The organism is Pseudoxanthomonas sp. PXM02 (assembly GCF_014851805.1).
GTDB lineage: Bacteria > Pseudomonadota > Gammaproteobacteria > Xanthomonadales > Xanthomonadaceae > Pseudoxanthomonas_A.
The window spans coordinates 966,398-990,225 of sequence record NZ_JACVAK010000001.1 but is presented as its reverse complement, the minus strand read 5'-3'; the positions used below and the strand labels follow the sequence as shown (position 1 = coordinate 990,225).

Genomic DNA, 23,828 nt, shown 5'->3' with positions numbered 1-23,828 from the left:
AGATGGCGAATCACTTTCAATGAAATATTGAAAATGGATCGTGTCGGTGACCTGACCCTGTTCCTGCGCGTGCTCGACCTCGGCTCGATCACGGCCGCGGCGCACAGCCTGGACCTGTCCGTGGCGGTGGCCAGCCAACGCCTGAAGCGTTTGGAAAAGGACCTGGGTGTGCGGCTGCTGCACAGGACCACGCGGCGGCTTCACGCCACGCCGGAGGGAGCGGCGCTCGCGGAGCAGGGCCGCGTGCTGGTGGAGGAACTGGAGACGCTCGGCTCGGGCCTGCGTGAGGCCGCACAGGAAGTGGCGGGAACGCTGCGAGTCACGATGTCGGCCTCGTTCGGGCGCCAGTACGTTTCTCCGTTGTTGCCCGCGTTCATGGCGAAGCATCCGAAGCTGAAGCTGAGCATCCACCTCAGCGACAACGTGGTGGACCTGGTCAGCGAGGGTTTCGACCTCGCCATCCGCATCGGCGCGCTGGACGACTCGCGTCTGGTCGCCCGGCGGATCGCGCCGAACCGGCGCGTGCTATGCGCTTCGCCGGACTACCTGCGTCGGCGCGGCGAGCCGCAGATACCAGCGCAACTGGCTGAGCACGACTGCCTGCTGCTGTTCGGCAGCGGCGGACGCCAGGACGTATGGCGGCTGGAGACGCCGGAGGGCGGCGAGGTTGCGGTGCGCGTGCAGGGCCGGTTCGAGAGCAACTTCGGTGAAGTGCTGCGCGACGCCTCGCTGGCGGGGCAGGGCATCGTCGTGCACTCGCTGTGGCATGTTGCCGACGATCTGCGGGCCGGCCGGCTCAAGGTGGTGTTGCCCGACTATCCGCTGGCGACGACGGCCATCAGTGCGGTGATGCCACAGCGACGGCTGGTACCGCCGCGGGTCCGCGCTTTCGTGGACTTCCTGTCAGATGCATTCGGTGAGCATCCGCCCTGGGAGCGCGGCCTGACAGCGTGACTACGCCGTGTCGAAGGCAAACGCATCCAGCGCCAGGCCGCCCATTTCAACGTCGCGGTGGAGCAGCCTTCCGCGGGCGTTCTCGCCACCGGCACCCAGCGCAACGTAGAGCGGATACAGGTGCTCGGTGGTCGGATGGTTCTCCCGCGCATAGGGCAGCGCCAGCCAGTCGAGCGCGGTGTCCACATCGCCGGCCAGCAGCGCCGCCCGCAAGGGATCGGTGAACGCAGCAACCCAGGGGAATGCGGGTGCTGTCGCGTGCTGCCAGTCCAGCGCGCGCAGGTTATGCGAGAAACCGCCGGAACCGACGACAAGCACGCCCTCCCGCCGTAGCGGCGCGAGCGCCCGGCCCAACTGGTAGTGCCATTCGGCGCTGCGGGACGGATTCACCGACAGCGCTACCACCGGGATGTCAGAAGCCGGATACATGCGCCGCAGCGGCACCCAGACGCCGTGGTCGAGTCCATGGTGATCGTCTTCGCGAGCCTCGAAGCCCGCTGCGGTCAGGCGCGTGGCGATGTCATGCGCGAGCGTGGGCGCGCCGTTCGCGGGATACCTGATCTGATAGAGCGCCTCGGGGAAGCCGCCGAAGTCGTGGATGGTGTCCGGCAGTGGCGTGGCCGTCAGCGTCGGACGGGCATGGATGAAGTGCGCGGAGGCGACGACGATGGCCCGCGGCCTGGGCAGCAGTTCACCCAGGCGATCGAGGAAACGACCAGTCGGCGAGTCCTCAACAGCCAGCATGGGCGAGCCGTGGGACAGGAAAAGGCTGGGAAGATGTACGGAAGCGGCGGGGAGGTTCATGATGCGAGCATCGGCTTCCGCTTGGCGCTTACCAAGTCTCATGCATGGACCGGTCTGTTGCCCATTCGCATGCTGTAGGTTGGAGTGGATCCGCGGCGTTTATCCTTGTGAGCGATCTGCGCCAGTTCACCTGAAGAGTGTTAACCGCGCCCAACTTGTTATGGTACCGTTAACACAGTCTTCACATGACCCCGCATAATCTGTTCAGCAAGGCGACGGAAGCCTGTCGCCTCGAATAACAACTAGAAATGCCGCAAGCGAGTACTTCGGTTTCTCTACTACTGAACTTTTACAAGGAAAGGAGCTGCAAATGAACAAGAAGATTCTCTGCGCCGCGCTGCTGGGCGGCCTGAGCTTCGCGAACCACGCGATGGCCCAGGAGTTCGATGACCGCTGGTACCTCACGGGTACGACCGGCTTCAATGTGCAGGACGATGACCGCACCACCCGCAACGCCCCTTTCCTGGGTCTGGGCCTGGGCAAGTTCATCAGCCCGAACTGGTCGTTGGACGGTGAGCTGAACTACCAGAACCCCAAGTTCGAAGACAACCGTGACCTGCTGTGGAGCCAGTACGGCATATCGCTGGATCTGCGTCGCCACTTCATCCAGGAAGGCCGTGGCTGGAACCCGTACATCGTGGCGGGCCTGGGCATGCAGCGTTCGGAAGAAGAGTACGAAATCGTGAGCCCGGATTCGCCGGCGCAGCGTCGTGACAACAATCTCGCCGCCAAGTTGGGCGTCGGCCTGCAGACCACGCTCGACAAGCGCGTCGGCGTGCGTGCCGAACTGGCCTACCGCGCTGACTTCGACGACCAGAGCGTCGCCGGTGCAAGCGAAGATTGGTTCGGTGACGTGCTGGCATCGGTCGGCGTCGTGATCCCGCTGGGTCCGAAGGCCGAAGTCGCTGCCCCGCCGGCCCCGCCGGCTGCGCCGAGCTGCGCCGATCTGGATGACGACGGTGACGGCGTCAATAACTGCGACGACAAGTGCCCCGGTTCGCAGGCTGGCCAGACCATCGGTCCGGACGGCTGCCCGGTGCAGGTCTCGATCGACCTGAAGGGCGTGAACTTCGACTTCGACAAGTCGACGCTGCGTCCGGACGCAATCGCGATCCTGAGCGAAGCTGCCGAGATCCTGAAGCGCTACCCCGACCTGCGCGTCGAAGTGGCCGGCCACACCGACCTGTGCGGTGCGGACGCCTACAACCAGTCGCTGTCGCAGCGTCGTTCGCAGACCGTGTACGACTACCTGACCAACAACGGCGTCAGCGCCTCGCGTCTGGTGGGCCCGATCGGTTACGGCGAGAGCCGTCCGCTGGAGCCGACCGCGCAGACCCTGCCGGGCTGCAAGAGCGAGCGTAACCGTCGTACGGAACTGAACGTCCAGAACTAATCTGACGCTCTTCCCGAAGTAACCGAAGCCCGGCCTTGTGCCGGGCTTCGTTTTTTGGCGGTGTACGCGGGATTTGCGTGACCGCGCTTCCGTCTTGTCGCATTGGCGCGTCGCAGGGCAGGCAATTTCTTGCCATGCCCCGGTGCGCTGCCTACACTCCGGGCACGCCCAGTAGTGAACGTTCAGGAGTTGTGCCGATGCGTCGTCATGTGTTTGCCAGTGTGCTGTGCATCGCCGCGATTCCCGCCGCCCATGCCGCACCCGACTGCAGTGGCAGCCTGGTCCCGCCACCGCTGAAGACGCCCGCCACGGTCATCGCGCCGGTGGCGCCGGAGTTCACCGCAGCTGCGACGCAGCTGGGCGCGCCTTCGGGCGTGCTGGCATCGCACGCCTTTGATGAATCGCAATCGGTGGACCGCGTGCTGATGCGTCTGCGCATCGAGGGCTGCCGCAATATCGCCAAGGCCCTGCCGGCCGCGCCCACGACTGCGGCCGCCACGGCGAGCCCGGCGGCGTACCAGCCGAAAACCGCCCACGACAACACGCCCTGGCGTTTCGACATGAGCCAGAACGGCAAGCGCATGACCGCCGACGAGTTCGATGCGTGGATGAAGTCGCGTGGTGTCCGCGTGGTGAAGGCGCCAGGTGCGCCCGCTGCGGCGCCCGCACCGGCGCCGGTCGATCCCGCCAAGAAGAACTGATCCACGAACGGCCGGTTTCCCGGCCGTTCTTCTTTCTACCTCATGACGATACGCAGACCACCTTCCCGCGAGACCTCGCGCAGGGGAAGCGTCCGTGCACCTGGCGTGCAGGGCGTACGCCATGGTCTCGCCCGCGTGCTGTCCAAGCAGGGCGTGTGTTCGCGCAGCGAAGCCGCGCGCTGGATCGTTGACGGCCGTGTGTCGGTCGACGGGCGCATCGTGCGCGACCCCGAGTTTCCCGTGGTTGCCGGACGCGCCGTGATCCAGGTGGATGGCCAAGCGAATGCGGCACCGGAGCGCTGCTACATGATGCTCAACAAGCCGCGCGGCCTGGTCACGACGGCGCGCGACGAACAAGGGCGCGACACGGTCTACCGCTGCCTGGACGGCGCGGGGCTGCCGTGGGTCGCGCCGGTCGGCCGGCTGGACAAGGCCAGCGAAGGCCTGCTGCTGTTCACCAACGATCCCGAATGGGCGGCACGCATCACCGATCCCGTGCAGGGGCCGGACAAGACGTACCACGTGCAGATCGACCGGCTCCCCGACGACGGCTTGATGGTGGGATTGAAGGCCGGGGTAAGCGTCGACGGGGAGCATCTGTCCGCTCGCGACGCGCGTGTGCTGCGAAGCGGCGAGCGCAATGCGTGGCTGGAAATCGTGCTCGATGAGGGACGCAACCGACAGATCCGCCGGCTGCTCGCCGCGTTCGACATCGGCGTGTTGCGGCTGGTGCGCGTCGCGATCGGTCCGCTCACGTTGGGGGAACTGGGCAAGGGCGCATGGCGCGTGCTCGAAGCGCATGAGCGCGACGCACTCGCGCCGACGACCGGGCGTTGATTGCGCGACGGTCGTCCGGGTTCGCGAGCGGGCGCCTGCCTACACTCGCTCACGCTGACCTTGGGGAAACCACATGTACCGTTCGATTCCGCGCCTGCCGCTGTGCTGCGCCGTGCTGCTCGTCATTGGCCTGTCGTCGGGCTGCGCCTCGAAATCGCCGACCGCTGCGATAAAGCAGGCCGCCCCGGAGGAGATCGTCACCGTGAAGGTCGGCCCGCACGGGCACCGTTTCGACATGCAGCAGAACGGGCGCAGCATGACGGCCGAGGAGTTCGACGCCTGGATGAAAGCCCGCGGCATCCGTGTGGCCAAGGGCGCGCCGGCGAAGCCGAAGACCGCCAGCACCGCCAGGCGCGCCCGCTGATACGCGGACGCGCCGGCGCAGCGATCAGGATTTGATCACGCCCAGTTCGCGGCCGATGCGGATGAAGGCGTCGATTGCGCGGTCCAGGTGTTCGCGCGTGTGCGCGGCGCTGATCTGTGTGCGGATGCGCGCCTGTTCCTTGGGCACCACCGGGAAGAAGAAGCCGATCGCGTAGATGCCTTCCTCAAGCAGCCGCTCGGCGAAGCGTTGCGCCAGCGGTGCGTCGTACAGCATCACCGGACTTATCGGGTGTACGCCCGGCTTGATGTCGAAGCCGGCGGCGGTCATCTTCTCGCGGAAGTAGCGCGTGTTTTCCTGCAGTTGTTCGCGCAGGTCGCCAGCGGCGGACAGCATCTCGAACGCCTTGATGCCGGCGGCCACCACGTGCGGCGGCAGCGAGTTCGAGAACAGGTAGGGACGCGAACGCTGGCGCAGCAGTTCGATCACTTCCCTGCGTGCGGTGGTGAATCCGCCCAGCGCACCGCCCATCGCCTTGCCCAGCGTACCGGTGATGATGTCGATGCGATCCAGCACGCCCTTCACCTCGGCCGAGCCTCGGCCGGTCGCACCGAGGAAGCCGGTGGCATGGCATTCGTCGATATGCACCAGCGCGTTGTATTTCTTCGCCAGCGCGGTGATCTCATCCAGCGGGGCGATGAAGCCGTCCATCGAGAACACGCCGTCGGTGGTGATCAGCTTGGTCTTGCAGCCGGCTGCATCGGCCGCCTGCAACTGCTTTTCCAGATCGGCCATGTCGCAGTTGGCGTAGCGGAAACGCTGGGCCTTGCACAGGCGCACGCCGTCGATGATCGAGGCGTGGTTCAACGCGTCGGAGATGATGGCGTCATCTTCGCCCAGCAACGGCTCGAACAGGCCGCCGTTGGCGTCGAAGCAGGCCGCGTAGAGGATGGTGTCTTCGGTGCCGAAGAAGTCGGCAATCGTCTGCTCCAACTTCTTGTGCAAATCCTGGGTGCCGCAGATGAAACGCACCGACGCCATGCCGAAGCCGTGCGTGTCCAACGCGTCCTTCGCCGCGGCGATGACGTCCGGATGGTCGGCCAGGCCCAGGTAGTTGTTGGCGCAGAAGTTCAGCACCGTCCGCCCGTCGGCCAGCGTGATCTCCGCCGACTGCGGGCTGGTGATGATCCGCTCGGCCTTGAACAGGCCCTGGGCGCGGATCTCGTCGAGGGTGGTGGCGTAGTGGGCGGTCAGCGCGTTGGACATGGCAGGGAGATGAGCGGGAAAGGCGCCATTCTACCCGCGGCCCATCCGGCCCCCGCGGCGTCATGCGGATACGGCATAAGCGGGCCCCGTTTCGTCATTTCCCTGCCCGCATGTGCGCACGCAGCATCGCGTTTCCGGCCCACGACGGGCCTTCACACGGGGAAAAGCGGTCATGCGGACACACTCGGGACTGGGCAGGCGGAAGGGCAGCGGCGTCGCCATCCTGGGCGCGCTGGTCTGTTCGCTGGCTGTTCCCGTATCCGCACAGAGCCAGCCGACCGTGCAAGAACTGCTGCAACGCCTGGAAGCCCTTGAGCGTCGCGTCGGCGACGCGCCCGCAAGCGTGGCCACCGAAGACGGCGAGTCCGGCCCGGCGACGCTGGGCGATCTGGACCAGCGCCTGCGCATCCTGGAGCGCCGCCTCGAGCTGCAGCAGGAAGAAACCGCGGCCAAGGCCAAGGAAGCACCGGTTGTCGCCGTGAACGACAAGGGCGCCTCGCTGAAGTCGGCGAACGGCGATTACGAGATCAGGATCCGCGGTCTGTTGCAGGGCGATGGGCGCTTCTTCAGCAGCGGCGTGCCGTCGGGAACCTACGACACCTTCCTGTTGCGCACGGCGCGTCCCACCATCGAGGGCACGCTGGGCAAGTGGATCGGCTTCCGCTTCACGCCGGAGTTCGCCGGCGACAGCGCCAGCATCGTCGATGCCTACGCCGACTTGAAGTTCTCGCCTGCCGCCACGGTACGGCTGGGCAAGTTCACCTCGCCGGTCGGCCTGGAACGCTTGCAGTCATCGTCCGCACTGTCGGACATCGAGCGCGCATTGCCCAGCGAACTGGCGCCGAACCGCGACATCGGCGTACAGCTGCAGGGTGAACTGGCCGGCAGCAAGGTCAGTTATGCGATCGGCGTGTTCAATGGCACGGTCGACGGACGCGATGCGGTGACCACCAATCCGGACGATGAATTCGAAGTCGCCGGTCGTCTCTTCGTCGAACCGTTCAAGGACAGCGCGGGCTTCTGGTCGGGCCTCGGCTTTGGCATCGGTGGCAGCGTCGGCGACACCGTGGGCACCGGCAACAACATCCTGCCGCGCTATCGGACGCCGGGCCAGGTGCAGTTCTTCAACTATCGCAGTGCCGTCGCCGCCGACGGCAAGCGTACGCGCTGGTCGCCGCAGGGTTACTTCTACCGCAACGGGTTCGGGCTGCTGGCGGAATACATCGCGTCGAAGCAGGAGCTGCAGGTCGGTGTTGTGTCCGCGGAGCTGGAAAACACCGCCTGGCAGGCGACCGCCAGCTACGTGCTGACCGGCGAGGATGCGAGCTACCGCGGTGTCGTCAAGCCGTCCAAGCCCTTCAGTCCTGGCAAGGGTGACTGGGGTGCCTGGGAACTGGTCGGCCGCTATGGCGAGCTGGAGATCGATGACGGCGCCTTCCCGCTGTTCGCCGATCCGGTGGTATCCGCGCGCCGGACGAAGGCCTGGACGCTGGGCGTCAACTGGTACCTCAACAGCAACCTGAAACTGGTACTCAACTACCTGGATACGCAATTCGAGGGCGGCGCCGCGAGCGGTGATCGCGAAGACGAAAAGGCCGTGTTCTCGCGACTGCAGGTCGCCTTCTGATTCCCGGAGACAAGCCATGAAACCCACTATCCGACGCCATATCCGCAACGCCCTGCTTGCCTTCGGCCTTACCGTCGCCGCTGCGGCCGGTGCCAAGGACCTCAACCTGCTCAACGTGTCGTACGATCCGACGCGCGAGTTCTACCGCGAGTTCAACACGGCCTTCGCCGCCGACTGGCAGAAGACGAAGGGGCAGAAGGTCAGCATCGAGACCTCGCATGGCGGTTCGGGCAAGCAGGCCCGTTCGGTCATCGATGGCCTCGAAGCCGACGTGGTGACGCTGGCGCTGGCGTACGACGTCGACTCGATTTCCCAGCGTGCCAGACTTTTCCCGGCCAACTGGCAGTCGCGCCTGCCGGAGAACAGCGCGCCGTATACGTCGACGATCGTGTTCCTGGTGCGCAAGGGCAACCCGAAGAAGATCCGCGATTGGCACGACCTGGTGAAGCCCGGTATCTCGGTGATCACGCCGAACCCGAAGACCTCCGGTGGTGCGCGCTGGAACTATCTGGCGGCATGGGCTTACGGGTTGAAGATCTTCAAGGGCGACGAAGCGAAGACGCGCAATTTCGTGCGCGGACTGTTCCGCAACGTGCCCGTGCTGGACACCGGTGCGCGCGGTTCGACCACCACCTTCGTCCAGCGCGGCATCGGCGATGTGCTGTTGGCGTGGGAGAACGAAGCCTTCCTGTCGATCGAGGAACTGGGGCCGGACAAGTTCGACATCGTCGTGCCGTCGTTGTCGATCCTGGCCGAGCCGCCGGTGGCGCTGGTCGACCGCAACGTGGACAAGCACGGGACACGCGAGGCGGCGCAGGCTTACCTGAAGTACCTGTACTCGCCCACGGGCCAGCGCCTGGCGGCCAAGCACTACTACCGTCCGCGCTATCCGCAGTACGCCGCACCGGAAGACATCGCGCGCTTCCCCAAGCTGGAGCTGGTGACGATCAACGGCGTCTTCGGCTCGTGGGCGAAGGCGCAGGCCACGCACTTCGCGGATGGCGGCGTGTTCGACCAGATCCAGGCGAAGTAACGTGGCGGCAGTAAATCCCTGGCCGGGAAAGGCGCGCCCCCGGCGCGTCATTCCTGGTTTCGGCCTCAGCCTGGGCTATACGCTGGCCTGGCTGGGGCTGATTGTCTTGATTCCGCTGGTGGGCGTGTTCGCGAAAGCCAGCGGCCTGGGGCCGGCCGGCATCTGGGCGATCTGGACCGAGCCGCGCGTGCTGGCGGCGCTGCGCATCAGTTTCGGCACCGCACTGGCGGCGGCTGCTTTCAATGCCGTGATGGGCACGCTGGTGGCCTGGGTGTTCGTGCGCTACCGCTTTCCGGGCAAGCGTGTATTCGACGCAATGATCGACCTGCCATTCGCGTTGCCGACCGCCGTGGCGGGCATCGCGTTGACGGCGCTGTACGGGCCGACCGGCTGGATCGGCCAATGGCTGGAAGCGGCCGGCATCAAGGTGGCCTACACGCCGCTGGGCATTACCGTAGCATTGGTCTTCATCGGCCTGCCGTTCGTGGTGCGGGTGGTGCAGCCCGTGCTGGCGGAGATCGAGACCGAGCTTGAAGAAGCGGCCGCCACCTTGGGTGCAAGCCGCTGGCAAGCCGTTCGTCACGTGGTGCTGCCAACCCTGTGGCCGGCCGTGCTGGCGGGCTTTGCGCTGGCGTTCGCGCGCGGCGTGGGCGAATACGGGTCGGTGATCTTCATCGCCGGCAACCTGCCGGGTGTGTCGGAGATCGCTCCGTTGCTGATCACGATCAAGCTGGAGGAGTTCGATTACGAGGGAGCTACCGCGATCGCGGCGGCGATGCTGCTGCTGTCGTTCGCCTTGCTGCTGCTGATCAACACGCTGCAGGCGCGACTGCAGCGCACGGGCAAGCGGGCAGGGGGCTAACATGGGCGACAGTATCTCCGCCGTCATCGCCATTCCCCCGGAGTCGTCCGCCGTGGAAGTGCACGAACGTCCTGCCGTCCGCCGTCATGCCGCCACCACCGAACCGCTTTGGGTGCAGGTGCTGCTGGTGCTGGGCGCGCTTGGATTCCTGCTGTCGTTCCTGTTGCTGCCGTTGGCGCTGGTGTTCGTCGAGGCACTACGCGGCGGTTGGGTGGCGTTCGCCTCCGCTGTCACTGAGACCGATGCACTCGCCGCCGTACAGCTGACCTTGCTGGTGACGGCCATCGTCGTGCCGCTCAACCTCGCCTTCGGCGTGGCCGCTGCGTGGGCGGTCAGCAAGCACGAGTTCCGCGGCAAACGCTGGCTGGTGACGCTGATCGATCTGCCATTCGCGGTGTCGCCGGTGGTCGCCGGCCTGATCTACGTGCTGATCTTTGGTGCACAAGGCTGGGCATATTCGCTGATTGACGAAGGTTGGCACTTCACCCTGCCGTTACTCGGCGAACTGCACCTGCAGTTGCCGAAGATCATCTTCGCGCTGCCGGGCATCGTGCTGGCGACGATCTTCGTGACGTTCCCGTTCATCGCACGCGAGCTGATGCCGCTGATGGAGCAGCAGGGCACCGATGAAGAGCTGGCCGCACTCAGCCTGGGTGCGAGCGGCTGGCAGACGTTCTGGCGGGTGACGCTGCCGAACATCCGTTGGGCGTTGCTGTACGGCGTGCTGCTGTGCAGTGCGCGCGCATTGGGCGAGTTCGGTGCGGTGTCGGTCGTGTCCGGCCATATCCGCGGACGCACCAACACGCTGCCGCTGCACGTGGAAATTCTCTACAACGAGTACGCGTACAGCGCCGCTTTTGCGGCGGCTTCGTTGCTTGCGCTGACCGCGCTGCTGACACTGGTACTGAAGACCTGGCTGGAATGGCGCCACGGCGAAGCGCTGGCTGCCAACCACCGTCACTGACAGGACGACCTCATGGGCATCAAGATCGAACACCTGGGCAAGCGCTTCGGCAGCTTCGCCGCACTGGATGACGTGTCGCTGGACATCCGCCAGGGCGAGCTGCTCGCGCTGCTGGGGCCTTCGGGGTCGGGCAAGACCACGCTGTTGCGCGTGATCGCCGGCCTCGAACATGCGGACAGCGGGCGCGTGCTGTTCGATGGCGAGGACGCCACCCGCCTCAGCGTGCAGGCGCGGCGCGCGGGCTTCGTGTTCCAGCACTACGCACTGTTCCGCCATCTGACGGTGGAGGAGAACATCGCGTTCGGCCTGCGCGTCCGCAAGGGGCGCGACCGTGTACCCGATGCGGTGGTCCGTTCGCGCGTGTCGGAGCTGCTTTCGCTGGTCCAACTGGAGGGATTCGGTGCACGCTATCCGGCGCAGCTCTCGGGCGGCCAGCGGCAGCGCGTGGCGCTGGCGCGGGCGCTGGCCATCGAGCCACGCGTGCTCCTGCTGGACGAGCCGTTCGGCGCGCTGGATGCGCAGGTGCGCCGCGACCTGCGGCGCTGGCTGCGCGAACTGCACGACCGCACCGGATTGACCACGATCTTCGTGACCCACGATCAGGAAGAAGCGTTGGAACTCGCCGACCGCGTCGCCATCCTCAACCGCGGCCGGATCGAGCAACTCGGCAGCCCCGCCGATGCCTACGACGTGCCGGCGTCGCCGTTCGTCTACTCGTTCGTCGGCGCGGTGAATCGCGTGCCGGCACAGTGGAACGACGGCGCGCTGCAGGTCGCGGGACTCCCGCTGCAGCCGCGCGGCGAGGCGGGGCAGGGCGAGGCCGAGGTCTATGTCAGGCCGGAGGACCTGCATCTGGTGGATGCGACGGCGTCCGCGGCTTGGCCGGCAACGATCATCGGCGCGCAGCGGACGGGACCTCGTCTGCGTCTGCGGGCGCGGCTGACGGACAGCGATGTCGAGCTGGATGTGGAGCTGCCTGCTGATCGCGAAGGCGACGCGACTGCACCCGGCAAGGCGGTGCGTTTGGCACCAAAACGGTTCGGCTGGTTTCCCCTGGATGGTGCGTCGGCACCAGCGTGATGCGATATAACTTGCTGAATTAATTGAAAAAGAAACCAATTTTACAAAGGCTGATCCGACACTTGACGCGAGCGATTGGTGCGGCGCACTATCGGGGCGCAGTTAAAAAACCGTGAAGTCGTGATGACGGTTTAACTCACGGCCAACGCCCCAACCGCCCAGGAGAACCCCGGATGACGCCCGCCAAGCTCTGCACCGCCCTCGCCACCGCCCTGCTGCTGTCCCTGCCCATGGCGGCCTTCGCCCAGGAAGCAGAAGAAGAAGCTTCCCCCTTCAGCGCCAGCTTCGCCGTGACCAGCGATTACGTGTTCCGTGGCGTTTCACAGACCGACAATGAGATCGCATTCCAGGCCGGACTCGGCTACTCGGCGCCTTTCGGTCTGTATGCCGGCGTGTGGGGTTCCAACGTCGACTTCGGTAGCCCCGAACTGGGTGTCCGTGGCCCCAATTTCGAAGTGGACTACTTCGTCGGCTGGAACAAGGATCTGAACGACAGTTGGAACATCGACCTGGGCGTGAATCGCTATACCTATGAAGGCGCTTCCAGCGGTTATGGCGACATCGATTACAACGAGTACATCGCCAAGGTAACGTGGAGCGGCCCAGTGACTGTCGGCGGCATCCTGGCTTATGCCGATGACTACAGCAACACGGGCGCTGAGGAAATCTATGCCGGCTTGAATGCCAGCTACGACATCGGCGAATCCGGCTTCTCGCTGGGCGCGAGCACCGGCTATACCTCGATCGACGCCGGTAGCGACGGCCGCACGGACTTCTACGACGGTTCCATCACGGTATCGAAGGGGTTTGGTCCTGCGACGGCGACCCTGGGTTACTACGACACCTTCGGCTCCGATGCGTCCGAACTGCGTCGTGGCTCGGACATCTACAAGCCGGGCCTAGTGTTCACCATCGCCGTGGCGGTTCCCTGAGCCGTCGAGCATGAAAAAAAAGGGCGCCGCAAGGCGCCCTTTTTTTCAGCGAAGTAACAGGCTCAGTTCCAGCTCAAGACCACCTTGCCGGCCTTGCCCTGTTCCATCAGATCGAAGCCCTTCTGGAAATCGTCGATCGGCAGTTGGTGGGTCAGCACCTTGCCCAGCGGGAAACCGCTCAGCACCAACTGCGTCATCTTGTACCAGGTCTCGTACATCTTGCGGCCGTAGATGCCCTGCACGGTGAGGCCCTTGAAGATGATCTTGTCCCAGTCGCAGCCGGCGCCCTTGGGCATGATGCCGAGCATCGCGATCTTGCCGCCGTGGTACATGCAGTCGAGCATGTCGTTGAACGCGCGCGGGTTGCCGCTCATCTCCAGGCCCACGTCGAAGCCTTCCATGTGCAGGTCGGCCATCACGTCCTTCAGCGACGTATTGGCCACGTTGACCACGCGCGTGGCGCCCATGTCGGCGGCCAGCTTCAGGCGGAAGTCGTTGACGTCGGTGACCACCACGTTGCGCGCGCCGATGTGCTTGCAGATGCCGGCGGCGATGATGCCGATCGGGCCTGCGCCGGTGATCAGCACGTCCTCGCCGACCACGTCGAACTCCAGCGCGCAGTGCGCGGCGTTGCCGTAAGGATCGAAGAACGCTGCCAGTTCCGACGGAATCTGGTCCGGGATCGGCCACAGGTTGCTGGCCGGCATCACCATGTACTCGGCGAAAGCGCCGTTGCGGTTCACGCCGATGCCGACGGTGTTCGGGCACAGGTGCTGGCGGCCACCGCGGCAGTTGCGGCAATGGCCGCAGACGATGTGGCCCTCGGCGGACACGCGCTGGCCGACCTCGTAACCGGTGACGGCGGAACCCAGCTGCGCGATGCGGCCGACGAACTCGTGGCCAATGGTCAGGCCGGGCTTGATGGTGCGCTGGCTCCACTCGTCCCACAGGTAGATGTGCAGGTCGGTGCCGCAGATGGCGGTCTTCTCCAGCTTGATCAGCACTTCGTTGGGGCCGGGCTGCGGAACGGGCAGCTCCTCCATCCAGATGCCTTTGCCGGCCTCGCGCTTCACCAGCGCCTTCATCGTCTGTGCCATCGGGCGTCGATCCAGGGAATGAGGGCGCGGATTATACGCCCCGCCTCTGTGGTGCCCTGCTGCAGGGCGCCTTGACACGCTTGGACGTCCCGGCAGCCGCCCTCCTAGTCCGAAAGTCATGGGTCGGCTGCCGTGACAGGTTCATTACAATCGGAACTTTCCTGCCAGTTCCCGGGGTTTCCATGCGTCCGAACCTGCTCGCCGCCGCCATCGCGGTTCCGTTGTCCTTGCTCGCCGCCCAACTCGCCCACGCTGGCGAGGGCATGTGGGTGCCGCAGCAGCTGCCCGAAATCGCCGGGCCGCTGAAGAAGGCCGGACTGAAGCTGTCGCCGCAGCAGCTCGCCAACCTCACGGGTGACCCGATGGGTGCGGTGGTCGCGCTGGGCGGTTGCACCGCCAGCTTCGTATCGCCGAACGGACTGGTGGTGACCAATCACCACTGCGCCTACGGCGCGATCCAGCTGAACTCGACCGCCGAGAACAACCTGATCAAGAACGGCTTCAACGCGCCGTCGACCAGTGATGAAGTCAGCGCCGGCCCGAACGCGCGCGTGTTCGTGCTCGACGAAATCACCGACGTGACCAAGGAAGCACAGGTCGCCATCGCTTCCGCCGGCAATGACGCGCTGGCACGGACCAAGGCGCTGGAAGCGTTCGAAAAGAAGTTGATCGCCGACTGCGAGGCCGATGCCGGTTTCCGCTGCCGCCTGTACAGCTTCTCCGGCGGCAACACCTACCGCCTGTTCAAGAACCTGGAGATCAAGGACGTCCGCCTGGCGTACGCGCCTCCCGGTAGCGTGGGCAAGTACGGCGGCGACATCGACAACTGGATGTGGCCGCGCCACACCGGCGACTTCGCGTTCTACCGCGCCTACGTGGGCAAGGACGGCAAGCCGGCGGCATTCTCGAAGGACAACGTGCCGTACCAGCCGAAGCACTGGCTGAAGTTCGCCGACCAGCCGCTGGGCGAGGGCGACTTCGTGATGGTGGCCGGCTATCCGGGGTCCACCAACCGTTACGCGCTGGCGGCCGAGTTCGACAACACCGCCGCCTGGACCTATCCGACCATCGCGCGCCACTACAAGAACCAGATCGCGATGGTGCAGGACGCCGGCAAGAAGAACGCCGATATCCAGGTGAAGTACGCCAACACCATGGCCGGCTGGAACAACACCAGCAAGAACTACGACGGCCAGTTGGAAGGCTTCAAACGCATCGACGCCGCCGGCCAGAAGCAGCACGAAGAGGCCGCCGTGCTGGCGTGGCTGAAGGGGCAGGGCACGAAGGGGCAGCCCGCGCTCGACGCGCACGCCAAGCTGCTGGCCCTGCTTGATCAGAACAAGGCCACGCGCGAGCGCGACCTGGCCCTGGCGATGTTCAACAACACCGCGATGGTCGGTTCCGCCACTCAGCTGTACCGCCTGTCGATCGAGCGCGAAAAGCCGAACGCCGAGCGCGAGTCCGGTTACCAGGAGCGCGACCTGCCGTCCATCGAAGGCGCGCAGAAGCAGCTCGAGCGTCGCTACGTGGCCGCGATGGACCGCCAGTTGCAGGAGTACTGGTTGAACGAGTACCTCAAGCTGCCGGCGAACCAGCGCGTGGCCGCCATCGACACGTGGCTCGGCGGCAACGACGCTGCTGCGGTGAAGCGCGCGCTGGATCGCCTTGCCGGCACCCAGCTTGGCAGCACCGATGAGCGTCTGAAATGGTTCGCCGCCGACCGCAAGGCGTTCGAGGCCAGCAAGGATCCCGCCATCCAGTACGCCGTCGCGGTGATGCCGACGCTGCTGCAGCTGGAGCAGGAGCGCAAGACGCGCGCCGGCGAGAACCTGGCCGCGCGTCCGGTCTATCTGCAGGCGCTTGCCGACTACAAGAAGACTCAGGGCGAGTTCGTCTATCCGGATGCCAACCTGTCGCTGCGCATCACCTTCGGCAACGTGATGGGCTATGCGCCGAAGGACGGCGTGGAGTACACCCCGTTCACTACGCTGGAAGGCGTGGTCGCGAAGGAGACGGGCGAGGATCCGTTCGACTCGCCGAAGGCCCTGCTCGACGCAGTAGCGGCCAAGCGCTACGGCGGACTGGAAGACAAGCGCCTCGGCTCGGTGCCGGTGAACTACCTGTCCAACCTGGACATCACCGGCGGCAACTCCGGTTCACCGGTCCTGGACGCACACGGCAAGCTGATCGGCCTGGCCTTCGATGGCAATTGGGAGTCGGTCAGCTCCAACTGGGTGTTCGATCCGAAGATGACCCGCATGATCGCCGTCGACGGTCGTTACCTGCGCTGGATCATGCAGGAGGTCTATCCGGCACCGCAGCTGCTCAAGGAAATGGGCGTCGGCAAGTAACACCTGCAACTGAGCCGGCAGGCATGGGACGGGAGCGGTTATCATCCGCTCCCGTCTTCGTTTCCGGCCGTCGGAACAGACACGGACTCGTCTCACACACCGGAACACTCCGCATGCGCATCCTGCTTGCCCGTCATGGCGAAACGCCCTGGAACGCCGAAGGCCGCTACCAGGGCCAGATCGACATCCCGCTCTCGCCGGTCGGTGAAGGCCAGGCCACCGCGCTGGGCCAGCGCTTGAAGGACGTGCGCATCGATCGCGCGGTGGCATCACCGCTGTCCCGCGCGCAATTGACTGCGAAGCTCGCCCTGGGCGATGCACGTGCCGACATGCTGCAGACGGACGCTGATCTGCAGGAAATCGCCCACGGCGAATGGGAAGGCCTGCTGGCCAGCGAGATCCAGGACAAGGATCCGGCGCGTCTGCTCGCCTGGCGCGAAGAACCGGATACGGTGCTGATGCCGGGCGGCGAATCGTTGCGCCAGGTGCTGGACCGTTCATGGCGCGGTCTCGCGCGTGCCGCCGAAGGGCTGGGCGATGACGACACGTTGTTGATCGTGGCGCACGACGCGGTAAACCGCGTCCTGCTGTGCCGCATCCTGGGCTTGCCGATCGCCAAGCTGTGGAGCTTCCGCCAGGCGCCGACCACGCTCAACCTGCTGGAAGGGCCGTCAGTGGATCAGCTGGAAGTCGTGCGCCTGAACGACTGCGCACACCACACGCCGTTCTTCGGCGAAGCGAAGCACCGGGCGCTCTGACGCGGGCAACGACGTCTACGGGCGAATCCGCATGGGCTGGAAGACGGCATGGCTCGGCTCGGAGACGCGCATCCGGCGCCGGGTCGACATCACCCTGGTCAGTCTCGGCGCCGGCGCACTGGCGTTGATCGGCATGTCCGTCGATTTCGTGCCTGCTCCGGCGTTGCATGGCATGCACGTCACCCTGCTGTTCCTGGTGATCGGGGTCATCGGTACCGCGGGGCTGCTTCGACATCGCGATCGTCACGGACGCATGCACGTCCTGCTCGACAAAGGGTTCCCGAAGTTCCTGTTCTTTTTCTGTGGAATGCCGGTCCTGCTGGGTTTCGTAAGCTGGTGCGTGTTGGTCAAGGCCCTGCCATGGGCATGGACACGCGCGTTCGGCGGGGAATTCCGCGAATCGCACATCATGAAGACGTACTACGTGAGCAGTAGGCGCACGTGCGAATACCGATTGGAGGGAGGCCCGATGGAGCGGGCCTTCCCGCGCTACTTGTGCGTCAGCGAGACGTTCTATCATCGCCACCCCGAGGAACAGGTCCCGGTCGTGCTGGTGGGGCGCCGATCCCCGTTCGGCGCGAGCATTGTGCACATCGAATCAGGCCGCTGACATGGCAAGCGCACCACAGAACCTTGACGGATGGTTGACCTACGTCGAGCAGCAGCACCCTAAGTCCATCGAGATGGGCCTGGACCGCGTGCGCGAGGTCGCGACGCGGCTTTCGCTGGGCAGGCCCGCCGCCCGCGTCGTCACGGTAGGCGGAACGAATGGCAAGGGCTCGACCGTGGCCTTCCTCGAGGCCATCGCGCGCGCCGCCGGCTGGAAGGTCGGCGCCTACACTTCGCCGCACCTGCTGCGCTACAACGAGCGCGTGCGCATCGACGGTACGGACGCCGACGACGCCTCGCTGGTCGAAGCTTTCGAGGCGGTGGAAGCCGCACGCGGTGACACGCCGCTGACGTACTTCGAGTTCGGCACGCTGTCCGCTTTGTGGTTGTTCCAGCGCAACGGGCTGGACTTGGCCGTGCTGGAAATCGGGCTGGGCGGACGACTGGATGCGGTGAACATCGTCGATCCCGACGTCGCCGTCATCACCACGGTCGACATCGACCATACCGATTGGCTGGGCAACGACCGCGAAACGATTGGCGCCGAGAAAGCAGGCATCGCCCGCGCCTGGAAGCCGCTGGTGCTGGGCGAAGTGGACTCGCCGTCCAGCGTGTTACGCCATGCCTACGCCATCGGCGCGAATGCGTTGAGGTTGGGCAGCGACTTCTTCCACGAGCCCATCGACAGTCAGCGCTGGCGCTGGCGTGAAGTCGGCGCCGAACTGGAACTGCCGTCGCCGGCACTTACCGCACCGTCGCAGCGTGCGAACGCGGCCACCGCGATTGCGGCGCTGCGTGCCTTGCCGGGCGAAGCTGTCCCGGACGAGGCCTTTGCCGAAGGTGTAGCCAAGGCAGTCCTGCCGGGGCGCCTGCAGCAGGTGACGCACGAGGATATCGACGTCGTGCTCGACGTCGGCCACAACCCGCAGGCGGCCCGCGAACTGGCGACGTGGCTGCAGGCGCACCCCATCGCCGGGAAGACCCGCGTTGTGTTCGCCGCGCTCGCCGACAAGGACGTACGCAGTGTGGTGGACGCGTTCGCCAGCGTGCCGTTGCACTGGTTCCTGGCGGGCTTGTCGTCCGGCCCGCGCGCGCAGACGGCCGAGCAGTTGGCGACCCGGCTGGACGATGTAATCGCGACGGCGGCGAGCCTGCATGCCAGCGTGGACGCCGCCCTGCGTGCGGCACTCGATGCCTCCGCCCCTGGCGATCGCGTACTGGTGTTCGGCTCGTTCCACACGGTTGCCGACGCGTTGCAGGTTCTGCATTCAGGTCGATGACGGGGAGCGCGCCGGAGCGCGCCGTATAATCGCCGCGGCATTCCCGCCGCAGCTGCCGTGGACTTGGATGGATACTGCCCTGAAACAGCGCCTGATCGGCGCCGTCGTGCTGGTGGCGCTGGCCGTCATCTTCCTTCCCATGCTGGTCAAGGGGCCCGCGCCCGACAGTGGCGTGTCCGACGTGCCGCTGGACGTACCGCCCGCCGCCGATGGCGAATTCGAAACACGCGAACTGCCGCTGGTGACGCCGGGCAACGCGCCTGCCGCTGGCGCGGTGGGGCTTCAAGGGCAGGTGGCTGCACCGGCAGCGGAACCGGCGCCAACCACGGGGACGTTGCAACCAGCCGCCACTGCCGGCGGCGATTTCGCCGTCAGTTTCGGCGCCTACGCCACCCAGGCCGATGCCGACGCGGTGCTGGCCCGTGTGAAGCAGTCCAAGCTCCCCGGCTTCGTCGAACCGGCGACCATCAATGGCAAGCCGGCCTTCCGGGTGCGCGTCGGTCCTTATGCCGACCGTCCGCAGGCCGAAGCCGCGCGGCTGGATGCGATCAAGATCCGCGGCGACGTCAACGCCCAGGTCGTGACGCTGGATGCCGCGGCCAACGCACCTGCGACGACGTCGCCCGCACCGGCGTCTTCGGCCTCGACCGCCACCGCCGCCCCTGCCTCGCCTTCAGTCACCACGCAGACGCTGCCGCCGGAGCCCGCCAAGCCGGCCCCGAAGCCTGCAGCGACCGAAGCCAAGCCTGTTGCGGCGACACCGGCCGAGACCAAACCCGTCCCGCCGCCGGCCGCCAAGCCGGTCGCCACCGCGCCCAAGCCGACCGAAGCGCCGAAACCGGCCGCGTCCGGCACCGGCTTCGCCGTGCAGCTGGGCGCCTTCTCGAACGCAGCCGATGCCAATGCCTTGCGTGATCGCGCGCGCGGCGCCGGCTTCAGCGCGTTCGTCGAGCAGGTCCGCACCGACAAGGGCACGCTCAGCCGCGTGCGCATCGGTCCGGTCGCCAACCGTGCCGATGCCGACCGACTGAAGGCGCAGGTCGCCTCGAAGATCGGCGTGGACGGCATGGTCCGACCGCATCCTTGATGGATCCGTCCTGTTGCGCGACTGACCGTTCCGGGCGCGCCGCGTGAGCGCGCTCGACCTGACGCTGCTGGCGATCGTCGGCGTGTCGACCCTGTTCGGCGTAATGCGCGGCTTCATCAGCGCGCTCGCCTCGATGGTCGCCTGGCTGCTGTCCGGCTGGGTCGCGTTCCACTACGGCGGCGATGCCGCGCACTGGCTGTCCAGCGACGGGCAGCCGTCGGCCAGCGAACTGCTGGGCGGCTATGTGCTCAGCTTCGTCGGCGTGATGATTTTCGTCGGTCTGACAGGCTGGGCCATCCGGAACCTGGTGAAATCGGTTGGTCTGTCGGGGCTGGATCGCGTGCTCGGCCTGGCGCTCGGGCTGCTGCGCGGTGCATTCGTGGCCTGCATCGTGCTGCTGCTGGCGGCCTTCACGGATCTCCCGCGCGAAACTGAATGGCATCGGTCATCCGTCGTACCGGTCCTCTTGCCCGGCTCGCAGTGGCTGTCGCAGTGGCTGCCGGAATGGACTGTGCAGGAACTGGACTTTGGCAATGGCCGGCCGGCGGGCGATAATGCGCGCCTGCAAAACCTGCTGCCCCTGCCGCTGGAAGAACCCGGCGCACCGCAGGACCACGCCCCCTCGTCCGCCTCACCCGCGTCGAAACCGGAGTAGATCCCCCATGTGCGGCATCGTCGGAATCGTCGGCAACCAGAACGTTGCCGGCCAGCTTTATGACGGGCTGACCGTCCTCCAGCATCGCGGACAGGATGCCGCCGGCATCGCCACCGCCGACGGCACGCGCCTGCGCGTGCACAAGGACAACGGGCTGGTGCGGGACGTATTCAACGCCAAGGCCATGAGCGTGCTGGAAGGCCGCGTGGGCATCGCCCACTGTCGCTATCCGACCGCCGGCTCGGAGGGGATGGACGAAGCGCAGCCGTTCTACGTCAACTCGCCGTACGGCATCGCGCTGGCGCACAACGGCAACCTGATCAATACCGAATCGTTGCGGCAGGACGTGTTCGCGCAGGATCGCCGCAACATCAACACCGATTCGGACAGCGAAGTGCTGCTGAACGTGTTCGCGCACGAGCTGGACCTGCAGCGCACGCTGACCCCGGAAGCGGCGATCCGCGCCGTCGCCGGCGTGCACCGCCGCGTGAAGGGTGGCTACGCCGTCGTCAGCGTTGTGCTGGGCCTTGGCCTGGTGGCGTTCCGCGATCCGCACGGCATCCGTCCGCTGGTGCTGGGCAAGCGCGAGCACAGCGAAGGCACCGAGTACATCATCGCCTCGGAATCCGCCGCGCTCGATATCCTCGGTTTCGTGCGCATGCGCGACGTGCAGCCGGGTGAAGCAATCGTGATCACTGCGCGCGGCGAGCTGTTCAGCGAGATCGTCGCCGATGCGCCCGAACATTCGCCGTGCATTTTCGAGTACGTGTACTTCGCGCGCCCCGATTCGATGATCGACAACGTGTCGGTGCACAAGGCGCGCATGCGCATGGGCGTGAAGCTGGGCGAGAAGATCCTGCGCCTGCGTCCCGACCACGACATCGACACCATCATCCCGATCCCGGACACCTCGCGCGACGCCGCGCTCGAGATCTCCAACGTGCTGGGCGTGAAGTACCGCGAAGGCTTCATCAAGAACCGCTACGTCGGCCGCACGTTCATCATGCCGGGGCAGGGCGAGCGCGTGAAATCGGTGCGCCGCAAGCTCAATCCGATCAACCTGGAATTCCGCAACCGCGTGGTGCTGCTGGTCGACGACTCCATCGTGCGCGGCACCACGTCGAAGCAGATCGTGCAGATGGCCCGCGATGCGGGCGCGCGCAAGGTGTACCTGGCCAGTGCCGCGCCGCCGGTGCGCCATCCCAACATCTACGGCATCGACATGCCGGCCGCGGACGAACTGGTGGCGCACAACCGCACCGTCGAGGACATCGAACGCGAGCTGGGTTGCGACTGGCTGATCTACCAGGACCTGGAAGACCTCGAAGCCGCCGTGCGCGAGGGCAACCCGAACCTGGCAGACTTCGATTCGTCCTGCTTCGATGGCCAGTACGTCACCGGCATCGAGCCGGGTTACTTCGAGCGCATCGAACAGGCCCGCTCGGACGAAGCCAAGCGCAAGCGCCGCGTCGGCTGACGCGGCACGCCCCGGCATGACCACGTTGTTCGAGGCCGCGCGCATCTGCCTGGATGCGGCGGAGGTCGACACCAAGGTCGCGCTGACACAGCAGTACGCCGCCGCCTTCGTGCAGGGCGGACTCGCGATCCCGACCGATGCGACAGCTCCCGAGCCGATCCGCATGCCGGGCCGTCCGCAGAAGCCGACGCTGGTACATCCACGCGAGCTGCCACGTCGTGGACTGGGCAGCGTGGCGGGCAGGGCGGCGTTCATCCACGCCATCGCACATATCGAACTGAATGCCATCGACCTGGCCTGGGACGCGGTGTACCGCTTCCGCGGCCTGCCGGCGGCGTTCTATGCCGACTGGGTGGCGGTGGCGCACGACGAGTCGCGCCATTTCGTCCTGCTGCGCGATCGCCTGCGCGAGCTCGGCCACGACTACGGCGACTTCGACGCCCATAACGGGCTGTGGGAAATGACCGAGAAAACCGCGCACGACGGCCTCGCGCGGATGGCGCTGGTGCCGCGCGTACTGGAGGCGCGCGGCCTGGACGTCACGCCCGGGATGATCGTCAAACTGCGCGAGCTGGGCGACGAGGCCACGGTCGCGATCCTCGACGTGATCCTGCGCGAGGAAGTCGCGCATGTCGCCGCCGGATCGCGCTGGTACCGCTGGTACTGCGCGCAGCGGGGCATCGAGCCGCGCGCGCGTTTCCGCGAGCTGCTGAAGGAATACGCCGGCGGCTATCTGCACGGCCCGTTCAATATCGAAGCGCGCCTGCTGGCGGGCTTTGACGAGGACGAACTCGCGGCGCTCGAAGCGCCGTAGGTCCGAAGTCTCCCGTGGACCCATGTGTGGGAGCGACGTAAGTCGCGATGAACCCCCGCGGTGCCGTCATCGCGACTTACGTCGCTCCCACAGCCGGCATCTCGTTGCGCGCCAGCGCTTAGAGCGAATCCAGCGACATCCCGTCCGGCTCGACGCGCAGCACCGAACCCTGTTCGTACCAGTCGCCCAGCACGATGCGCCGGCAGGCGCGGTCGCCGACGGTGAGTTCGTGGATCGCCGGCCGGTGCGTATGGCCGTGGATCATCGTGTCGATGCCGAACTGCGCGAACGTCGCATCCACGGTAGCCGGCGCCACATCAGTCAGCGTCTCGAACTGGGCTTTGTCGTTCTGCTTCATGCCGCCCTGGTGGGCTGCACTGGCTGCACGCGCTTGCGCCGCGAAGGCCAGTCGGGCGGCGAGCGGTTGCGACAGGAACTGCGCCTGCCAGGCCGGGTTGCGGGTCTGTGCACGGAATGCCTGGTAGGCCGTGTCGCCGGTGCACAGCAGATCGCCGTGCATCAGCAGGGTCGGCTTTCCGTACAGCATGACCACCGCCGGGTCGGGCAGGACGCGCATGCCGGCGCGGCGCGCGAACGCGTCGCCCAGCAGGAAATCGCGGTTGCCGCGGATGAAGAACACCGGCACGCCGGCATCGGCGACCTCGCGGATGCAGGCGGCCACGTAGGCGCCATTGTCGGACGGATCGTCGTCGCCGACCCAGGCCTCGAACAGGTCGCCGAGGATGTACAGCGCATCGGCCTGCGTGGCTTCCTTCTGCATGAACGCGCCGAACAGCTCGGTGACGGCGGGACGCTCGGCGTCCAGGTGCAGGTCGGAGATGAAGAGCGTGGTCATGGCGTAATTCTAAGCCCTGCCCCCGGAGCAGGCAGGGAAACGCGGCCCGCGCGGGTTAAAATTGGCGGC

The 23,828-nt window shown here is 66.2% G+C and carries 23 protein-coding genes; 19 read left to right on the top strand and 4 right to left on the bottom strand.

What is annotated here, in order from left to right:
• The first annotated feature begins 33 nt into the window (after positions 1–33).
• Positions 34–954: a LysR family transcriptional regulator gene (locus IB225_RS04755; protein ID WP_192310086.1), complete on the top strand. Its 921-nt coding sequence runs from the start codon at positions 34–36 to the stop codon at positions 952–954.
• Here IB225_RS04755 and IB225_RS04750 read toward each other — a convergent pair whose 3' ends face one another.
• A complete protein-coding gene (locus IB225_RS04750) occupies positions 955–1,758 on the bottom strand; it encodes a class III extradiol ring-cleavage dioxygenase (RefSeq protein WP_192310085.1) in 804 nt (267 codons plus the stop codon).
• A gap of 310 nt (positions 1,759–2,068) precedes the next feature.
• On the opposite strand from IB225_RS04750, the gene IB225_RS04745 reads away from it, so the two are divergent.
• The 4 genes from IB225_RS04745 (at position 2,069) to IB225_RS04730 (ending at position 5,053) form a co-directional block, all read left to right on the top strand.
• Complete coding sequence (locus IB225_RS04745; protein WP_192310084.1) at positions 2,069–3,151, top strand: OmpA family protein; 1,083 nt, start codon at positions 2,069–2,071, stop codon at positions 3,149–3,151.
• Between the two features lie 197 nt (positions 3,152–3,348).
• Positions 3,349–3,852 (top strand): hypothetical protein, encoded by a 504-nt coding sequence (locus tag IB225_RS04740; protein ID WP_192310083.1) that lies wholly within the window; start codon positions 3,349–3,351, stop codon positions 3,850–3,852.
• Between the two features lie 42 nt (positions 3,853–3,894).
• The gene (locus IB225_RS04735; protein ID WP_192310082.1) at positions 3,895–4,689 is read left to right on the top strand and encodes a pseudouridine synthase; all 795 of its coding nucleotides are present in this window, start codon (positions 3,895–3,897) and stop codon (positions 4,687–4,689) included.
• A 73-nt stretch (positions 4,690–4,762) separates the two neighbouring features.
• A complete protein-coding gene (locus IB225_RS04730) occupies positions 4,763–5,053 on the top strand; it encodes a hypothetical protein (RefSeq protein ID WP_192310909.1) in 291 nt (96 codons plus the stop codon).
• Between the two features lie 24 nt (positions 5,054–5,077).
• On the opposite strand, the gene kbl is transcribed toward IB225_RS04730, so the two are convergent.
• Positions 5,078–6,277 (bottom strand): glycine C-acetyltransferase, encoded by a 1,200-nt coding sequence (kbl, locus tag IB225_RS04725; protein WP_192310081.1) that lies wholly within the window; start codon positions 6,275–6,277, stop codon positions 5,078–5,080.
• Between the two features lie 172 nt (positions 6,278–6,449).
• Here kbl and IB225_RS04720 point away from each other — a divergent pair, with 172 nt between their 5' ends.
• The 6 genes from IB225_RS04720 to IB225_RS04695 all read left to right on the top strand — a co-directional run bounded on the left by IB225_RS04720 (position 6,450) and on the right by IB225_RS04695 (position 12,775).
• Positions 6,450–7,904 (top strand): porin, encoded by a 1,455-nt coding sequence (locus IB225_RS04720; protein WP_192310080.1) that lies wholly within the window; start codon positions 6,450–6,452, stop codon positions 7,902–7,904.
• A gap of 16 nt (positions 7,905–7,920) precedes the next feature.
• The gene (locus IB225_RS04715; protein ID WP_192310079.1) at positions 7,921–8,937 is read left to right on the top strand and encodes a sulfate ABC transporter substrate-binding protein; all 1,017 of its coding nucleotides are present in this window, start codon (positions 7,921–7,923) and stop codon (positions 8,935–8,937) included.
• Between the two features lies 1 nt (position 8,938).
• Positions 8,939–9,799: a sulfate ABC transporter permease subunit CysT gene (gene cysT, locus IB225_RS04710; RefSeq protein ID WP_345776570.1), complete on the top strand. Its 861-nt coding sequence runs from the start codon at positions 8,939–8,941 to the stop codon at positions 9,797–9,799.
• Position 9,800: 1 nt separating this feature from the next.
• Positions 9,801–10,763, top strand: coding sequence for a sulfate ABC transporter permease subunit CysW (gene cysW / locus IB225_RS04705; protein WP_192310077.1), 963 nt, complete (start codon positions 9,801–9,803; stop codon positions 10,761–10,763).
• Between the two features lie 12 nt (positions 10,764–10,775).
• A complete protein-coding gene (locus IB225_RS04700) occupies positions 10,776–11,843 on the top strand; it encodes a sulfate/molybdate ABC transporter ATP-binding protein (RefSeq protein ID WP_192310076.1) in 1,068 nt (355 codons plus the stop codon).
• 173 nt (positions 11,844–12,016) lie between these two features.
• On the top strand, positions 12,017–12,775 hold the full coding sequence (locus IB225_RS04695; protein WP_192310075.1) for a TorF family putative porin: 759 nt from the start codon (positions 12,017–12,019) through the stop codon (positions 12,773–12,775).
• A gap of 62 nt (positions 12,776–12,837) precedes the next feature.
• Here IB225_RS04695 and tdh read toward each other — a convergent pair whose 3' ends face one another.
• Entirely contained in the window at positions 12,838–13,872 is a 1,035-nt protein-coding gene (gene tdh, locus IB225_RS04690) for an L-threonine 3-dehydrogenase (RefSeq protein WP_062354788.1), read from the bottom strand.
• A gap of 182 nt (positions 13,873–14,054) precedes the next feature.
• Here tdh and IB225_RS04685 point away from each other — a divergent pair, with 182 nt between their 5' ends.
• From IB225_RS04685 to IB225_RS04650, 8 genes are all read left to right on the top strand, one after another.
• Positions 14,055–16,223 (top strand): S46 family peptidase, encoded by a 2,169-nt coding sequence (locus IB225_RS04685; RefSeq protein ID WP_192310074.1) that lies wholly within the window; start codon positions 14,055–14,057, stop codon positions 16,221–16,223.
• Between the two features lie 113 nt (positions 16,224–16,336).
• Positions 16,337–16,981, top strand: coding sequence for a histidine phosphatase family protein (locus IB225_RS04680; RefSeq protein ID WP_192310073.1), 645 nt, complete (start codon positions 16,337–16,339; stop codon positions 16,979–16,981).
• A gap of 31 nt (positions 16,982–17,012) precedes the next feature.
• The gene (locus IB225_RS04675) at positions 17,013–17,591 is read left to right on the top strand and encodes a hypothetical protein (protein WP_192310072.1); all 579 of its coding nucleotides are present in this window, start codon (positions 17,013–17,015) and stop codon (positions 17,589–17,591) included.
• Between the two features lies 1 nt (position 17,592).
• Complete coding sequence (gene folC, locus IB225_RS04670; RefSeq protein ID WP_192310071.1) at positions 17,593–18,870, top strand: bifunctional tetrahydrofolate synthase/dihydrofolate synthase; 1,278 nt, start codon at positions 17,593–17,595, stop codon at positions 18,868–18,870.
• A 67-nt stretch (positions 18,871–18,937) separates the two neighbouring features.
• On the top strand, positions 18,938–19,957 hold the full coding sequence (locus tag IB225_RS04665; protein ID WP_192310070.1) for an SPOR domain-containing protein: 1,020 nt from the start codon (positions 18,938–18,940) through the stop codon (positions 19,955–19,957).
• Positions 19,958–20,000: 43 nt separating this feature from the next.
• Entirely contained in the window at positions 20,001–20,612 is a 612-nt protein-coding gene (locus tag IB225_RS04660; protein WP_192310069.1) for a CvpA family protein, read from the top strand.
• Positions 20,613–20,619: 7 nt separating this feature from the next.
• On the top strand, positions 20,620–22,089 hold the full coding sequence (purF, locus tag IB225_RS04655; protein WP_192310068.1) for an amidophosphoribosyltransferase: 1,470 nt from the start codon (positions 20,620–20,622) through the stop codon (positions 22,087–22,089).
• A 16-nt stretch (positions 22,090–22,105) separates the two neighbouring features.
• Complete coding sequence (locus tag IB225_RS04650) at positions 22,106–22,903, top strand: ferritin-like domain-containing protein (RefSeq protein ID WP_192310067.1); 798 nt, start codon at positions 22,106–22,108, stop codon at positions 22,901–22,903.
• A gap of 118 nt (positions 22,904–23,021) precedes the next feature.
• Here the strand turns inward: IB225_RS04650 and lpxH are convergent, their stop codons facing one another.
• Entirely contained in the window at positions 23,022–23,759 is a 738-nt protein-coding gene (lpxH, locus tag IB225_RS04645; RefSeq protein WP_192310066.1) for a UDP-2,3-diacylglucosamine diphosphatase, read from the bottom strand.
• Positions 23,760–23,828: the final 69 nt, after the last annotated feature.

What these genes read in the sequence shown, in the direction of transcription:
- IB225_RS04755 (WP_192310086.1), top strand. Translation starts at nt 34, where the DNA reads ATGGATCGTGTCGGTGACCTGACCCTGTTCCTGCGCGTGCTCGACCTC.
- IB225_RS04750 (WP_192310085.1), bottom strand. Translation starts at nt 1,758, where the DNA reads ATGAACCTCCCCGCCGCTTCCGTACATCTTCCCAGCCTTTTCCTGTCC.
- IB225_RS04745 (WP_192310084.1), top strand. Translation starts at nt 2,069, where the DNA reads ATGAACAAGAAGATTCTCTGCGCCGCGCTGCTGGGCGGCCTGAGCTTC.
- IB225_RS04740 (WP_192310083.1), top strand. Translation starts at nt 3,349, where the DNA reads ATGCGTCGTCATGTGTTTGCCAGTGTGCTGTGCATCGCCGCGATTCCC.
- IB225_RS04735 (WP_192310082.1), top strand. Translation starts at nt 3,895, where the DNA reads ATGACGATACGCAGACCACCTTCCCGCGAGACCTCGCGCAGGGGAAGC.
- IB225_RS04730 (WP_192310909.1), top strand. Translation starts at nt 4,763, where the DNA reads ATGTACCGTTCGATTCCGCGCCTGCCGCTGTGCTGCGCCGTGCTGCTC.
- kbl (WP_192310081.1), bottom strand. Translation starts at nt 6,277, where the DNA reads ATGTCCAACGCGCTGACCGCCCACTACGCCACCACCCTCGACGAGATC.
- IB225_RS04720 (WP_192310080.1), top strand. Translation starts at nt 6,450, where the DNA reads ATGCGGACACACTCGGGACTGGGCAGGCGGAAGGGCAGCGGCGTCGCC.
- IB225_RS04715 (WP_192310079.1), top strand. Translation starts at nt 7,921, where the DNA reads ATGAAACCCACTATCCGACGCCATATCCGCAACGCCCTGCTTGCCTTC.
- cysW (WP_192310077.1), top strand. Translation starts at nt 9,801, where the DNA reads ATGGGCGACAGTATCTCCGCCGTCATCGCCATTCCCCCGGAGTCGTCC.
- IB225_RS04700 (WP_192310076.1), top strand. Translation starts at nt 10,776, where the DNA reads ATGGGCATCAAGATCGAACACCTGGGCAAGCGCTTCGGCAGCTTCGCC.
- IB225_RS04695 (WP_192310075.1), top strand. Translation starts at nt 12,017, where the DNA reads ATGACGCCCGCCAAGCTCTGCACCGCCCTCGCCACCGCCCTGCTGCTG.
- tdh (WP_062354788.1), bottom strand. Translation starts at nt 13,872, where the DNA reads ATGGCACAGACGATGAAGGCGCTGGTGAAGCGCGAGGCCGGCAAAGGC.
- IB225_RS04685 (WP_192310074.1), top strand. Translation starts at nt 14,055, where the DNA reads ATGCGTCCGAACCTGCTCGCCGCCGCCATCGCGGTTCCGTTGTCCTTG.
- IB225_RS04680 (WP_192310073.1), top strand. Translation starts at nt 16,337, where the DNA reads ATGCGCATCCTGCTTGCCCGTCATGGCGAAACGCCCTGGAACGCCGAA.
- IB225_RS04675 (WP_192310072.1), top strand. Translation starts at nt 17,013, where the DNA reads ATGGGCTGGAAGACGGCATGGCTCGGCTCGGAGACGCGCATCCGGCGC.
- folC (WP_192310071.1), top strand. Translation starts at nt 17,593, where the DNA reads ATGGCAAGCGCACCACAGAACCTTGACGGATGGTTGACCTACGTCGAG.
- IB225_RS04665 (WP_192310070.1), top strand. Translation starts at nt 18,938, where the DNA reads ATGGATACTGCCCTGAAACAGCGCCTGATCGGCGCCGTCGTGCTGGTG.
- purF (WP_192310068.1), top strand. Translation starts at nt 20,620, where the DNA reads ATGTGCGGCATCGTCGGAATCGTCGGCAACCAGAACGTTGCCGGCCAG.
- IB225_RS04650 (WP_192310067.1), top strand. Translation starts at nt 22,106, where the DNA reads ATGACCACGTTGTTCGAGGCCGCGCGCATCTGCCTGGATGCGGCGGAG.
- lpxH (WP_192310066.1), bottom strand. Translation starts at nt 23,759, where the DNA reads ATGACCACGCTCTTCATCTCCGACCTGCACCTGGACGCCGAGCGTCCC.